13 protein-coding genes are annotated in these 13637 nt (G+C 49.0%); 2 read left to right on the plus strand and 11 right to left on the minus strand.

The annotated features are described in order from the left end of the window. Position 1 precedes the first annotated feature (1 nt). Genes HPY27_RS05485 through HPY27_RS05510 form a run of 6 tightly spaced genes read right to left on the minus strand, consistent with a single transcriptional unit; the run spans position 2 to position 5580 of the window. Positions 2-1468: an aldehyde dehydrogenase gene (locus HPY27_RS05485; RefSeq protein ID WP_174224509.1), complete on the minus strand. Its 1467-nt coding sequence runs from the start codon at positions 1466-1468 to the stop codon at positions 2-4. 10 nt (positions 1469-1478) lie between these two features. Further along, positions 1479-1940, minus strand: coding sequence for a RidA family protein (locus HPY27_RS05490; protein WP_174224510.1), 462 nt, complete (start codon positions 1938-1940; stop codon positions 1479-1481). After that, positions 1937-2941, minus strand: coding sequence for an amidohydrolase family protein (locus HPY27_RS05495; RefSeq protein ID WP_174224875.1), 1005 nt, complete (start codon positions 2939-2941; stop codon positions 1937-1939). Before HPY27_RS05495 ends, HPY27_RS05490 begins: the two co-directional genes overlap by 4 nt. Continuing rightward, positions 2932-3468, minus strand: a complete 537-nt coding sequence (locus HPY27_RS05500; protein ID WP_174224511.1) for a 3-hydroxyanthranilate 3,4-dioxygenase — start codon at positions 3466-3468, stop codon at positions 2932-2934. Before HPY27_RS05500 ends, HPY27_RS05495 begins: the two co-directional genes overlap by 10 nt. Positions 3469-3498: 30 nt before the next feature. Next, positions 3499-4062: an NADPH-dependent FMN reductase gene (locus HPY27_RS05505; protein WP_174224512.1), complete on the minus strand. Its 564-nt coding sequence runs from the start codon at positions 4060-4062 to the stop codon at positions 3499-3501. 30 nt (positions 4063-4092) lie between these two features. Then, positions 4093-5580 carry a 4-hydroxyphenylacetate 3-hydroxylase family protein gene (locus HPY27_RS05510; protein WP_173621874.1) on the minus strand — a complete coding sequence of 496 codons (1488 nt, stop codon included), beginning with the start codon at positions 5578-5580 and terminating at the stop codon, positions 4093-4095. Between the two features lie 335 nt (positions 5581-5915). Between HPY27_RS05510 and HPY27_RS05515 the strand changes: the two genes are divergently transcribed. Together HPY27_RS05515 and HPY27_RS05520 are read left to right on the plus strand one after the other, a co-directional pair. Then, on the plus strand, positions 5916-6584 hold the full coding sequence (locus tag HPY27_RS05515) for a Crp/Fnr family transcriptional regulator (protein ID WP_173621962.1): 669 nt from the start codon (positions 5916-5918) through the stop codon (positions 6582-6584). Between the two features lie 18 nt (positions 6585-6602). After that, positions 6603-7235, plus strand: a complete 633-nt coding sequence (locus HPY27_RS05520; protein ID WP_017248573.1) for a Crp/Fnr family transcriptional regulator — start codon at positions 6603-6605, stop codon at positions 7233-7235. Between the two features lie 78 nt (positions 7236-7313). On the opposite strand, the gene HPY27_RS05525 is transcribed toward HPY27_RS05520, so the two are convergent. From HPY27_RS05525 to HPY27_RS05545, 5 genes are all read right to left on the minus strand, one after another. Next, positions 7314-9269 carry a GTP-binding protein gene (locus HPY27_RS05525; protein WP_173621872.1) on the minus strand — a complete coding sequence of 652 codons (1956 nt, stop codon included), beginning with the start codon at positions 9267-9269 and terminating at the stop codon, positions 7314-7316. Positions 9270-9880: 611 nt separating this feature from the next. Then, a complete protein-coding gene (locus HPY27_RS05530; RefSeq protein WP_173621871.1) occupies positions 9881-10354 on the minus strand; it encodes a DUF4358 domain-containing protein in 474 nt (157 codons plus the stop codon). A 5-nt stretch (positions 10355-10359) separates the two neighbouring features. Then, positions 10360-11499, minus strand: coding sequence for a DHHW family protein (locus HPY27_RS05535; RefSeq protein ID WP_174224513.1), 1140 nt, complete (start codon positions 11497-11499; stop codon positions 10360-10362). 14 nt (positions 11500-11513) lie between these two features. Continuing rightward, positions 11514-12920: an MBOAT family O-acyltransferase gene (locus HPY27_RS05540; RefSeq protein WP_174224514.1), complete on the minus strand. Its 1407-nt coding sequence runs from the start codon at positions 12918-12920 to the stop codon at positions 11514-11516. 21 nt (positions 12921-12941) lie between these two features. Then, the gene (locus HPY27_RS05545; protein ID WP_174224515.1) at positions 12942-13628 is read right to left on the minus strand and encodes a GDSL-type esterase/lipase family protein; all 687 of its coding nucleotides are present in this window, start codon (positions 13626-13628) and stop codon (positions 12942-12944) included. Positions 13629-13637: the final 9 nt, after the last annotated feature.

Here is a 13637-nt window from a genome sequence, read left to right on the forward strand (position 1 = left end):
GCTATAATTTCATGGTGACTGTCTTGACCTCGGAGTAGAATTCGAAGCTGTGACGCCCGCCTTCGCGGCCAATCCCGCTGTCTTTGGCACCGCCAAACGGAGTTCGCAAGTCGCGGACATACCAGCAATTGATCCATAAAAGACCTGACTTCACTCGATCAGCCACGCGATGCGCGCGCCGCAGGTCGTTGGTCCAAACCACTCCTGCCAAGCCGTAAGCCGAATCATTGGCGATCCGAATAGCGTCCTCTTCTGTACGGAATGGAATGATCACGATGACAGGACCGAAAATTTCTTCCTGGGCCACTCTCATTTTGTTGTCTACATCATAGAGAACGGTTGGCTCTAGGAAATTGCCGTCACCCAGCCCGTTGATCCGTTTTCCGCCGTAACCGAGCTTGGCTCCTTCTTCTAGTCCGAGCTGAATGTAGTGCTCCACCGACTCCATGTGACTGCGGGACACCAATGCTCCCATATCCGTGTCTGGTTCCAGAGGATTTCCCACCTTGATCCTTTGAACAGCCGCCACAAATTTGTCCAGAAACTGATCATATACGCTTTCTTGTACCAATAAACGCGATCCCGCCAGACAAATCTCACCCTGGTTGCGGAATATTGCCTCGATCGACCCTATTACTGCTTCATCAAGATCGGCATCTTCAAATACGATATTGGCTGATTTGCCTCCCAATTCGAGCGATACCGGAATCAATTGCGAAGCGGCATTTTGCATGACAGTCTTGCCGGTGTTAGATTCTCCCACAAAAGATATCCGGCGCACATGGGGATGCGTCGTCATCGCAGCCCCGACAGTCCCGCCAGGACCAGTGATGATGTTGAGCACGCCAGGAGGAAGACCTGCTTCATTGGCAATCTCTCCGAGCATCACCGCAGAGAGAGGCGTGTACGAGGCTGGCTTTACAACGACGGTATTTCCTGCGGCTAAAGCCGCCGATGCTTTCCAGGTCATCTGCATGAAGGGCAGATTCCATGGAATGATCAGACTTGTCACACCAGCCGGAGCATATTTGGTGTAGGACATAAAATGACGCATTTCATAATGCTCATGAACCATGTACTTGGCCATTTCGGCAAAGAATCGCAAATTGGCCGCCGCTCTCGGAATATCAAAGCCCCGGCTTTCTTTGATCGGCTTGCCGACATCGAGCGTCTCCACCAAAGCCAGTTCGTCCACACGTTCCATCACCAGGTCAGCCATCTTGCAGAGAATCTTGGCGCGCTCATCTACAGACATCTCACTCCAAACGCCTGACTCAAACGTACGCTGCGCCACGTCGATCGCCTTTTTTACATCCTGTTCACTTGCATTAGCTACAGAAGCCAGCTTGAGATTTGTCGCTGGGTTGATCGTATCAAAGGTTTCACCGGAAACAGCGTCCACGTAATCTCCGTCTATGAATAGCTTGGCGTCTTTTCGTACCCGGTTTTCCTTGGCAGTCTGACTCATGGGAATCCTCCTAATTCTCGATTTCCAAGATCATCTCTACTTCTACGGCGTTATTTAGCGGGAGCTGGGCCATCCCTACAGCGGACCGCCCATGCCTGCCTTTCTCGCCGAATAGTTCCACCAACAAATCGGATGCCCCATTCATGACTTTAGGCTGATCTATGAAAGCTGGATCGCTGTTAACGAATCCGAGTATTTTGACTACTCGTTTGACTCTCCCCAGTTCCCCTAGCTCATGTTTGGCAACAGCTAGCAGATTGAGCATGCACTGCCTGGCAGCTAGGTAGCCTTCCTCTATCGTGACATCCTGTCCCAGCTTCCCGCGATATTCGTTTGTCCCTTGGCCTGCCAGAAAGAGGAGATTGCCCGCTTGGACACAACCGACATAATTACCGGCCGGCTGTCTCGGTTCTGGCAGGTCAAGGCCCATTGCCTGTAGACGTTGTTCCGGCGTTTCAGTCTGATGCTTCACAGTCCATTCATCTCCTTTATGTTCAGGAAGCGTAGCGCGTTTTCACCCAGCAACGCCCGCTTCTGTCCGTCCGTTAGCTCCAAAGTATGATCGATGACATCCCCGGGAGGTATTTCACGAAGCAGGAAGGGATAATCCGAGCCCATCATGATTCTATCTTCGCCAAAGCGCTTCATCATGTATGAGATGTTCAATGGGTCGTACGTCAAGGAATCAAAGTAGAATTGTTTCGCGTACACACTAGGTGGTTGATCGGTCAGACGCAGATGCGGCCATACCGTCCAGCCTTGGTCCAGTCTGGGTAGGATATAAGGAAAAGAGCCGCCGCCATGGGCAAAGCAGATTTTCAGGCGCGGAAACTTCTCGATCACGCCTCCCAAGATAAGACTTGCTGCGGCAAGCGCTGTCTCGCTTGGCATCCCGACGGTGTACATCAGGTTGTGCCGCGGCATCCGTTCTCTGCCCAGCGTCTCCCATGGATGTACGAAGAGTGGCACATCCCATGTCTGACACATTTCAAAAAAAGGAATCAGTCCCGGATCGTCCAGATTGTTGCCATTTACGTTGGTACCGATTTCGATTCCTCTCAGGCCGAGCTCGTGCATGCAGCGATCCATTTCCCGAATGGCTACTTCCGTGTCTTGCAATGGAACGGTACCCAATCCGATGAAATGATTCGGATGTTGGTTGACCGTCTCTGCGATAAAATCATTTTGAATCCGCGCCATCACTTCCGCTTCGGCTGCCGGGGCCCAGTAGGAAAACGTAACCGGAATGGGTGACAACACCTGCATATCCACGCCTTCTCGCTGCATGTCATGAATCCGTTTTTGGGGATCCCACACCTGATCCGTCACTTCGCGAAATACTTTTCCCCCGACCATGATATTTGCCCCGCATGTGCAAGTGCGGTGCAGAACTGGCCAGCGCTCCCCATGAAATCGCTCAGCGAGGTTGGGAACATCCTCTGGAATAATGTGGGTATGGAAGTCTACTCGCATTTCCACTCACTCGCTTCCGGAGACATGACGTGCCCACATTTTTGGCATGTCCGCAGCTCCAAATTGCTGTTGAATCCTTCGATCGCCTCTTTTACCTGCACCTCTATGTTGGTCAGTTGAATCCGTACGCGATGCATTTCGTGGTCGCAGTTTTCGCAGAACCAAGCAAAGTCCTCCAGTTCTCCCTCAGATCTGTTGCGCTCAATCACGAGTCCGATCGTATCCGCGATCCGGTGTGGGGAATGAGGAACATTCGCAGGAAGAAGGAACATTTCGCCTTCTCTGACCGTAATGATCTCACGCTTCCCATCCTGGTTCATGATCTCAACAAAGCAATCACCCTTGAGCTGGTAAAAGACTTCCTCGGATGGATCAATGTGAAAATCCCGCCGTTTATTCGGCCCTCCCACTACCATGACCATTAGTTCTGCATCTTTCCAAATCACCTTGTTATTCACCGGTGGCTTGAGCTGATCGATGTGATCCTCGATAAACTTCCACAAATGGATAGGTGCCAAAGTATGCATGTTCTATTCCCTCCTTTGTTTTTTTAACTCCTAGCGATTATGTGAGAGCGTTTCTCCTGCTGGTTTCAATGCCTTTTGCATATGAACCAGCTCTCGTGCCAATTCGTTGATTCTGCGCAAAACATCTTCGTCTGAAATTTCGTTTTGTGAGTTGAAATGATCGGCGTGTACATACACCGATCCTGGTGCTACGTAAGCGCGAAAGAAGCCCGCAATTGGTTTCAGCTGGTTTTCGATCACGAGGTAATGCTGATACGTCCCACCATTTGCCACGAAGCCCATTACTTTATGTCGAAGAACCTGAGGCTGAATATGATCAAACAAATTTTTCAGCGCCCCTGTCATCGAGCCTTGGAAAATAGGCGTACCAATCAGATAAAAGTCAGCGGATGATACCTTGTCGATCACCTTTTTTGTATCATCCGTGTATGTCGCCGGATCTCGTCCATCACACAGAGACATCCGGTGCTCGCGCAGGTCGAGTAGCTCCACTTCGATTTCCGGTGCCGTTTTTTTCACTTCATCCAGTACGCTTTGCACGACGATGTTTGTTTTCGCCCCAATTACTGTGCCTGCTATGCCCAGTAGTTTCATGGTTTTCCCTTCCTTTTCGTCTGGACTTGTTTAAAGAACCTGTTCCCTCTGCGATGCCGATTTGGCAGCAAAAACACTGAGCGCGTCATCGACCATCGTACATGCATGAGACTTCTTATAATTGTTGTAAAAAATCGCTAATTTGCGCACCGGATCACCGGTATAGTATCGCTCGTATTGCAGCAAACGCTGTCCGAAGGCTTCCCCGCACAGGTCCCAAGCGAGCTTAAACAGGCGAACCCGATCTGTACCGGAAATACCGTCACGTCCCGCATAATACTTTTCCATGTCCGCCGCAAGCTCGGAATGCTCCATGTCACTGTCTGTCGGGGACATGAGCAAACCGCCTGCTCCAATAATTTGGATGACTTCAATCGCCCGTGGGTACAGCTTCGGAAGCAGTCCGCGAATGGTTTCGAGCTGTACGTAACCCGGCATGAGCTCGCCCGACGGCAAGGTCTCGTATTCCAGTTCAGCTGTCCTCAGGAGGGCTCTGATCGATTCCAGCGATTGCGCTAGCTCCCCGAGAATGTTTTGGACATTCGGATAGACGTCTACCCCGATGGAGTCTGCCAGCCGCATGGCAACTTCCGTGGCAAATTGGAGCTTCAACAGTCCTCTCACCCCTGTCTGGTGCGCCGGCTGCTGTCCGATGCCTGTCTTTGGATAGAGCAGGTTGGCTGCTTCTACATTGTTGTACAGGAATAATCGCTCCCAAGGCACGAGTACATCATTGAAGACGAGAACAGCATCCATTTCCTCGAAGCGCGATGCCAAAGGATGGTCATAGACCGAACGATTTCCATCTTGCATGGGCTCCCTGCAAATGATGCGCAAGCCAGGCGTGTCAATTGGAATGGCAAATGCCAGGGCATAACGTTCATCGCCAGGCTTGAACCCAGGGAACGAATAAATGATGACTTCGTCCGTGATCGGTGCCAATGTCGCGAGCATTTTCGCTCCTCTGACAATCAGTCCTTCCGGCGTCTCCTCTACTGCCCCCAAATGGGTGTACACATCGTTTTGTTCGTGCGAGGACTTGCTGCGGTCATTTTGCGGATTGATAATCGCATGCGTTAAAAATAGGTCTTGGTCGCGAACATACTTGTAATAATTCTTCACGTTTTCCGCCCACTGCGGATTGTACTTCTCCAAGAAAGACGCATTGCTGTATAGCGACGTCAAGACGATATTGAGAAAATCCGGCGTTCTTCCCATCAAACCAAAAGTGGCTTCCGCATAAGCTTCGTATATGGCTCGTTTCGCTTGCAATTCCTCAGGGGTCTTTGCAACGAGAAAGGCGTTGTTCACACGCTCGCCAGTCTCCTGACAAATATGGGTAATCTTCGCTTGATACTTCTCGTCATGCTGCATGTCATACAGTTTCGCTATTTCATGAATCGGCTGTCGAAAAACTGCTTCCTCACATACCTTTGTCACCTTTCTTCCTTGCAGCCAAATCTCCGGTTGCCGTGATTTCAAGCCCCGAATGTATTGGTCACCTGTGCGGATCCCCACCACAATTCCTCCCTGTTGGTTTTGGTTAGTTGAGTCGATTTTGTTCTTAAACCGCATTATAGTGTCTGGCTTTTCTGAAAAATGTAACCCGCTTAACATCACGGCTGAAAAATATAAAAGGCCGCTCACCTGATTCGTGGGCAACGGAGGATATGTAAACGAATTAACATCAATTCTGTTTTTCTTTCGACTGCTCGTCATTTTCACGTTGAAATATTGGTAAAGAGCTTTTTATTTTCATATAATCAAAAGTGATGAGTTCAGAAAATTAAGACTTAACATTGAGTGGATGATTGGAAGAGGCAAGATCATTGATGGGGAAAGGAGCGGTGATGATGGTATCTCCTTTTGAAACGGATTTGAAATGGGAAACCCTTTTAGCATACGGCACCCGTCAATTTGTGAAAGGAAAAACAGCTATCTATAAGCAAGAGACGATGGGAGAAGGTTTTTATTATCTACATAAGGGATTAGTCAAGATTGTGACCTCTACCTTCAAGGGGAACGATCGCCTGGTGAACATCGTAGTCCCTGGTCAAATCATGGGATTTCAAACCATGGATCAACAACCTCATTTCACCACGGCTATTGCTGTAAAGAATGCAGTCGTCTACCATTTCTCCTGTTTGCAATTCCTCGAAATGCTGAAGGTACGCCCTGAACTCTTGTCTCTTTTCACCCAAACCATCAATCAAAAAATGCGGATTCTTCTAACCGCCATCAACATGAAGGCACTGACTTCAGAAGAGCAAATCGCTCGTCTCCTGCTCAACATTTGCGAAGACTTTAAAAACCACGAGGTTCCCCTCACTCAACAAGAGCTAGCTGAATGTGCTGGCCTCACCCGTATCACTGTCTACAAGATCCTGAAGGCATGGAAGGAACAAGGCATCATTGAAATCAATAACCGATCCTTTGTCGTCAAACGCCCAGATATGCTGAAGCCTCCACAACTCACAGCAACTCCCTTCCCTTCTATCGAGAAGCGCCGTAACATCCATTAAGTGTGAAAGGTGGTCACAATGGCCTGTCTCCGCTATCAGTGGACCCCGTACCTCATGTATGGCAAGAAGATCGAAATGGGAAAACATACAACGATCTACCATCAAGGCGATGTGGGAACTGGATTTTATTATCTAGACAAAGGGAGCGTAAAGATCACTCTCTTATCTGAGAACGGGCATGAGCGGACTATCGATTACATTCCCACAGGTGGGTTGTTCGGGGAGCACGGCGCCTATAACGGCTCATACCTGACATCAGCCATAACTACATCTCCTTCCGTCATTTACTTTTTCTCCGACGAGGTCTTATCGCGCATATGCCAAGACTACCCACAGTCGGCAGTGATCTTCACCAATTCACAAATCTATAAGCTCCGTCTCCTAGCTGAAATCATCGCATTTACTGACAGTCCAATTGAGCTACAGATGGCTAATTATCTGCTCAAACTGATCGCTGTGCACGGAACTAATCATATCCCTATCGATCAGACGTCTTTTGCACGCTATATCGATACGTCTCGCATTACGGTGAACAAGACTTTGCAGAAATGGCGACAGCAAGGCTTGATTGAGCTATCTGAGCGGAGTGCCATTCGAGTTGTGGATGTAGAGGGACTGCGTGGGATTTATTCTCGCATCCAATGTAAATAGGGCGAAGCCTAATCAGGCTCGCCCCTCCGCATTGAAAATAACCGTTGAAAATCTTGATACAGCCCTGTTCAGTTCTGCTTAGAGCAGATGCATCTTGGCTTCTGCTTCGTCCCATGGTACCGAGTAGCCTGCCCCCTTGGCACAAAAGATCGAGGAGGATGTATAAACCGGATCTGCATCCTTTTCATAGCTTTTCCTTTCCATCACTTCCTCCGCGTTATGGCAGCGATCGTATCCGCCAAATACACAGCGGATGCTGCCGCGTCCATGGGTGAAAGAAGCGAATTCGGTACTGTAATTCATGAATGTTGCTACGGGCACCCTTCCCGTAATCACCGCATGCGTATCCAACATCTGCGGTGGCTCGAACGAACCTGAGGCACGCTGAATATCCGAAAGTACCCTCCCCATCTCGTTCATTCCCACCTTTATTTTGAAGTCATAATAGGGTTCTAACAGCATATTCTCCGCTTTCTCCAACCCCTGCCGCAGCGCGCGGAAGGTGGCCTCACGAAAATCGCCCCCATGCGTATGTTCGTTATGCGCACGGCCTCTTAGGAGCGTAATTTTCATGTCGGTGACTGGCATGCCTGTCAATAGCCCATGATGCTCCCGTTCGTAGAGATGAGACCGAACCAGATTCTGGTAGTTAAAACTCAGTTCATCAGGATGACATACACTATTGACGTGGATTCCGCTGCCTCGCTCTCCCGGTTCAAGCAGGATGTGCACCTCCGCGTAATGCCTGAGCGGCTCGAAGTGTCCATATCCCGTCACAGCAGACTGTATCGTTTCTTTATACAAGATTTCTGGTTGTCCGAAAGAGACCACGAAACCGAAGCGTTCCTTCACAACCTGCTCCAGCACTTCTAATTGGATCAAACCCATGACGCGAATGTGAATCTCTTGCAAACTCTCTTCCCAAACCACATTCAGAGACGGGTCCTCCGCATTCAGAATGCGAAACGCACCGAGCACTTGCTGCACGTGAAGCGAACCGTCAAACTGTACTTTCGACTGTAGTGTCGGCTCAGTCTCATAAGCAAACTTGTCTGAGTAGAGCCCCACCCCTTGTCCAGCTTCGGCCTCGGACAAGCCGACGACCGCAAACAAATCGCCGGCAGCTACTTGTTCAACCGAGTGTGATTTCCTACCATTAAACATGAAGATTTGTGTGATCTTCTCTTCGTATCGCAGTCCACCGCTCTCATAGCTAAGCAGTTCCCGTACCTTCAGCTTGCCGCTCAGCGCTTTGACAAACGTTAGCCTCAACCCGTTTGCAGCGTGTTGAATTTTATAAATGCGCCCCCCGAACGGAGCCGTCTCGTTATAAGACGCAGTCGTCAACAAGGACAGTTGATTCAGGAACTCTACAACGCCATCATCCTGCAGTGCCGAGCCGCAGGTGCAGGGGAAAAGATTTCCATCTCGTATCATCTCCTGCAAGGCACCTAGCCAAAAAGCTTGATCGTCCCTTTCCTCTATGAACGCTTCTAGCAATGACTCGTTCCGCTCCGTCATCATTTCCCGTAGCCCCTCACCGACGAAACCGTTGGCGAAGTTGTCCTTGACGGAACAGACATCCCTTGTCAACTGACTGCGTATCTCCTCTTCCGTCCTGCGGGCATCCGCGCCTATGCGATCTGTTTTATTGATGAAGAAAAATGTCGGTATCCGATGTTTGCGCAACAACTGCCAGACTGTCTCGGTATGACCCTGGACACCTTCTACCGCACTGACAATCACGATAGCGTAATCCATTACCCCAATCGCCCGCTCCATCTCGGAAGAAAAATCGACGTGTCCAGGCGTGTCGATCAAATAATAAACGTCGCCCTTATGGTGCATAACCGCCTGATCGGCGAACACGGTAATGCCTCTTTTCCTCTCGATATCGTGGCTGTCCAAAAAGGCATCTTGATGATCCACCCGGCCCCGTGACCGGATGCTGTTCGTATGATATAGCAACTGTTCGGCGAAAGTAGTCTTGCCCGCATCCACATGGGCAAACAAGCCGATCGTTAGACGCTTCATGTTATCCCTCTTCCATAGCTACTCGACTGCCATTTCTTTTCTCATTAAAACATAAGAATGGAGAAGAAGAATAGTTGACTAACACTTTCTTGTAAATTGCCGTATCGATTCGTACATTTTCAATTAGTATAGGCTCGTATCAGTTGCCAAGCTTCCCCCATTTGCATGCTCTATATCATGCAGAGAGAAGCGAGGTGATTACTATGACTGACGTGGTAGTAATACTATTTAGACGTATCAGAGTGAATGGCGTACGGAGGCGAATTATTCGAGACGTTAGCATCATTGGAAGTGCCGCACCATGTAACCGATTTTTAATGATTGGTAGACGTGTGGGTCCTGCTGCACGTTGTCTTTTGAATAACGGGTTCCAACGTGTGTTATCAAGAGATAATGTTTTGGTGTTTATCCGAGTAAGATAAATGGGTCCGTATGAAAACGGTAGCTAATAGGGTTACCGTTTTCTTTTGTTACAGAATACTACGCATGAGGGCGGTTTGTCAGAAAAAGGACCCACCCTGTCAGAATCAGGATAGGTCCCTTTATCGTTAAGAGTCTCTGTGTAGCTACACTCATTTACATCCCATGCAAAAGGATTTGTCATCGTGACTTTACCTCAGAGCTTCGTCAAACACAGATTCTATTTGATCAACCTCTTTCGACACCGCGAATAAAACAAACGTCCCTTTCGTCTTCAAAACATGTTTTTCGATGAGAAAATACTCCTCTGGGCGATAGTCTTTCAATTTAATTGTTTGTGCCTCGATCCGTTGTTGTATTTTCTCTTTTATATACTCGGTGTCGCTCGCATCGTTGACTTTGATCACAGCCAGTTCATCCGCTTTCACATTGGATGAAGCCGTGTACAGGATGAAATCCTCTACTTTTCCTGCCTCGATCTGATACAACTTTTGCAGTTTCTCCAGATCCCCTTGCTTCATATCCTGAAAACTTACTGTTTGTTGAATTCTTTCTCCCACTTCTGCGGCCGAAAGTTCTTCGGAAGTCCCGCCGCCACTGGAGCATCCGGCCAATATGCCCATTCCGATAGCAAACATAAGCAGTACAGACAAAAATCGCTTCATTCCATTCACTCCATAATGTTCAGAATAGAGGTGTCTTCAAAAAACGTTTTGACGTTGTAAAGGAATAGCATGTCATGAAACTGCCGATCTTGTATGAGCTTTGTTACGGATACCTCATAATAGCGAAGGTCAACGACATCGATCTCTGTGAAGTGTTCGGCCAAAAAGGGAATCAGACTATTGGCGTACGAATCTTTCACGATCAGCAGCTTCTTCCCGTCCGGATGCTCCGTTGTGATTCGGACCAGTGCATGGTTGCCGTTGAGGAATAGCGCATACTTATCCTTTTTGGACAGATTGTCCATTTGGTACAAGGAATCCGCGGTACGGCCTTCGTCCACGTACTCCACTTTCTTTTTGCTTTCCTCTTTCGGCAAATAAAGATTGATACGATCAGGCTGTAAATGGCGGAATCCGCTCTTCGAATAGAGCGATCCGTAGAATGCATCCGTCACCTGTCGGATGTTGAACGCAGCTTCGTCTTTTGGAACAATCCCCATCTGCTTGCACAACACCCGATAAGCATAATAAGCGCCTTTGCTCGTCCAATGATGATCCGTTTTATAAAAAATGGCTTCTTCGCGTCCGGCATACAGCGCGGGATAGACATCAACGAAGCGAATATCAGGTTGAAGCGATTGCCGTACTCGATTCAGAGCAGCATGTTCGTCACCAATTGGTGCGTAGGCGGGCAGTTTATCCCGAAGCAACGCGGCGGCGGTCGGTACCAGCATGATGTACTTGCGAAGGTCGGGCGTTGTCTGGTGAATAGAATGAATGGCTTTCATTCTATCATTCACCTCGGCGTCTTGCGGCGATGAGAAATGTTGAATCAGGTACCCATCCTTCCCCAGATAAACACCGTTGCTATCCTTTTTGCCCATAACACGATCCGCATCCGTTTTTAGTCCGATCCAAACGTCTCGGAAAGCAAATTGATCGGTGATATAGGTCTCGTAATCTGATGTGAACTTCCCCGCCAGTAGTGATCGCAGTAAAAAAGGCGGCCTGGTCTCGAGCACCCTGTTTTCCGATTCCGAAAATGCCTGATCAGGGGTCAGTATGTTCAAAACAGCCACCATGAGGATAAACAGCGAGAACAACAAGCCCGTCACGGTTTGCGTGCGTTTGTCATATCTGGTCAAACTGCTCCCTCCCCTCAAAACCGAAAATATAAGAATGGATTGTAATCCTCAAAGACCAAATAAGCGGACGACAAAACCAAACTGATGATAGAAAGTGCCAAAGCAGCGATCATGCTTACCGAATTCCATCGGGCTTTCATCTGCTGTAATCCTTTCCGGGGCAACGGTGTCGCGCACAAGGCCAACAGAACGAGCAATCCGCCATACGTCGTCAGGTCGTAGAGCGCCTGACGATCCACCCATTCGTGACCCCCGAAACCAAACATCGCACGGATGAACATCCACGCGGAAGGCAAATGTTCAAATTCAAAAAGGACCCACCCGACAACGACAATCGTCAGCGTGTAGAGATGTCCTGCCCAGTTCGGCCAACGCTTCAGCCACTTCAGCAAAAACAGCTTCTCAAACGCAACAAAACAGCCGAAATACAAGCCCCATACGATAAAGTTCCAGCTCGCCCCATGCCACAGACCGGTTAAGAACCATACGATCAAGAGGTTACGGAACTGCTTTCCCAAGCCCACCCGGTTGCCGCCGAGCGGAATATAGACATACTCCCGGAACCAAGAACCGAGGGAAATATGCCATCTGCGCCAAAATTCCGAAACGCTTCTTGAAATATACGGATGCTTGAAGTTTTCTGGGAGGTCGAAACCGAACATTTTGCCGAGCCCGCGCGCCATATCTGAATACCCGCTGAAATCGAAATAGATTTGAAACGTAAACGCTAGGATGCCGAGCCACACGGAGAGGACAGTCAAGTCCTCCATCGGCGTCGACTTCACGTTGGTCCATAGCAGTCCGATATTGTTGGCTAGCAGCACTTTTTTGGCCAATCCCCGGATAAACCATTCCGCCCCTTCTCCGAACTGCTCCAGCGTCACTTTACGAAAGACCAGTTGCTCCGCGATATCCCCATATTTGACGATCGGACCTGCGACCAGTTGGGGAAACATCGTGACGTAAGTGCCGAAAGCGATGATATTTCGTTGTGCCGGCACTTTACCGTGGTATACATCCACTACATAGGACATCGTTTGGAACGTATAGAAGGAAATACCGACGGGCAGTGGCAGATCAGCCACTTGTATATGCAGACCGAATAGATCATTCACATTCGAAACGACAAACCCGGCATATTTGAAGAAACTGAGAATCGCCAGACTGCCGCAGATAGAGCCGAACAACACTGCTCTGGCGATCGGCTTACGGTGACTGTACTTGTCGATCACAAGCCCGTTGATATAATCAAATACGGTTGTAAAAATCATGATGATGATATAAACTGGTTCGCCCCATGCATAAAAGATGAGGCTCGCTGCGAACAGAACAGCATTTCTCAGCTTCTTGGGCGACACATAATAAACGAGCAGCACGGCGGGAAGAAATTGAAATAGGAATATCAGACTGCTGAATACCAACGTTCGCTTCCTCCCGCGCCGCTATTTTGCGTTCTTCTGACGACCCAGCTCATCTTTTACGTAATCGAGCAGGATCGGGTAAAACTCGGCTTGGAAATGAATGCCGTCCGCATCGTACATGTCAGGATGAGCGGACACGATTGACGACACATCGATGAATCCGACTTGTACCTTGCTTGCCAGCTCCTTCAGTCCCTTATTGTAGTCGCCGATATTTCGATAACGGGGCTCCGCTTTTTCTGCCTCTGCCGTAACCGGGGTAACGGATAATATCGTGATGGACGCCTCTGGAAGCTTTACTTTGATGCGATCGACCAATTGGCCGTAATACGACAACGAATATTCCTTGGGATTGTCGGTCGGCCATAAAATGTCATCCGAACCTAGCTGGATAAAAATATGCTCGGGCTTGCGCTTGACCAATTCGTCCACATCTTGCAGCGCGAATTCAGCCGTTTTCCCTGCACCTGCCAGCACGTTCTTGTCTTTCAGCACATCATGGTAAGACAATCCCTCCGTAATCGAATCTCCGAGAAAAACGCTTGTTTGATACTGTGATGCATATGAGGTTTGCTCCGGAGTGGAGATGTCTACGGCCTGCCTAGTCATCTCGGAAGCAGGTGGTTGTCCATTGGTGCCGCATGCCGCAACCGATAAGGCGACCATTGCGATCAGTGTAATACCCATCATTTTCTTTTGCACTTTCATCTTTCCCCT

This window comes from Brevibacillus sp. HB1.1, assembly GCF_013332445.1.
GTDB classification, from domain to species: domain Bacteria; phylum Bacillota; class Bacilli; order Brevibacillales; family Brevibacillaceae; genus Brevibacillus; species Brevibacillus porteri.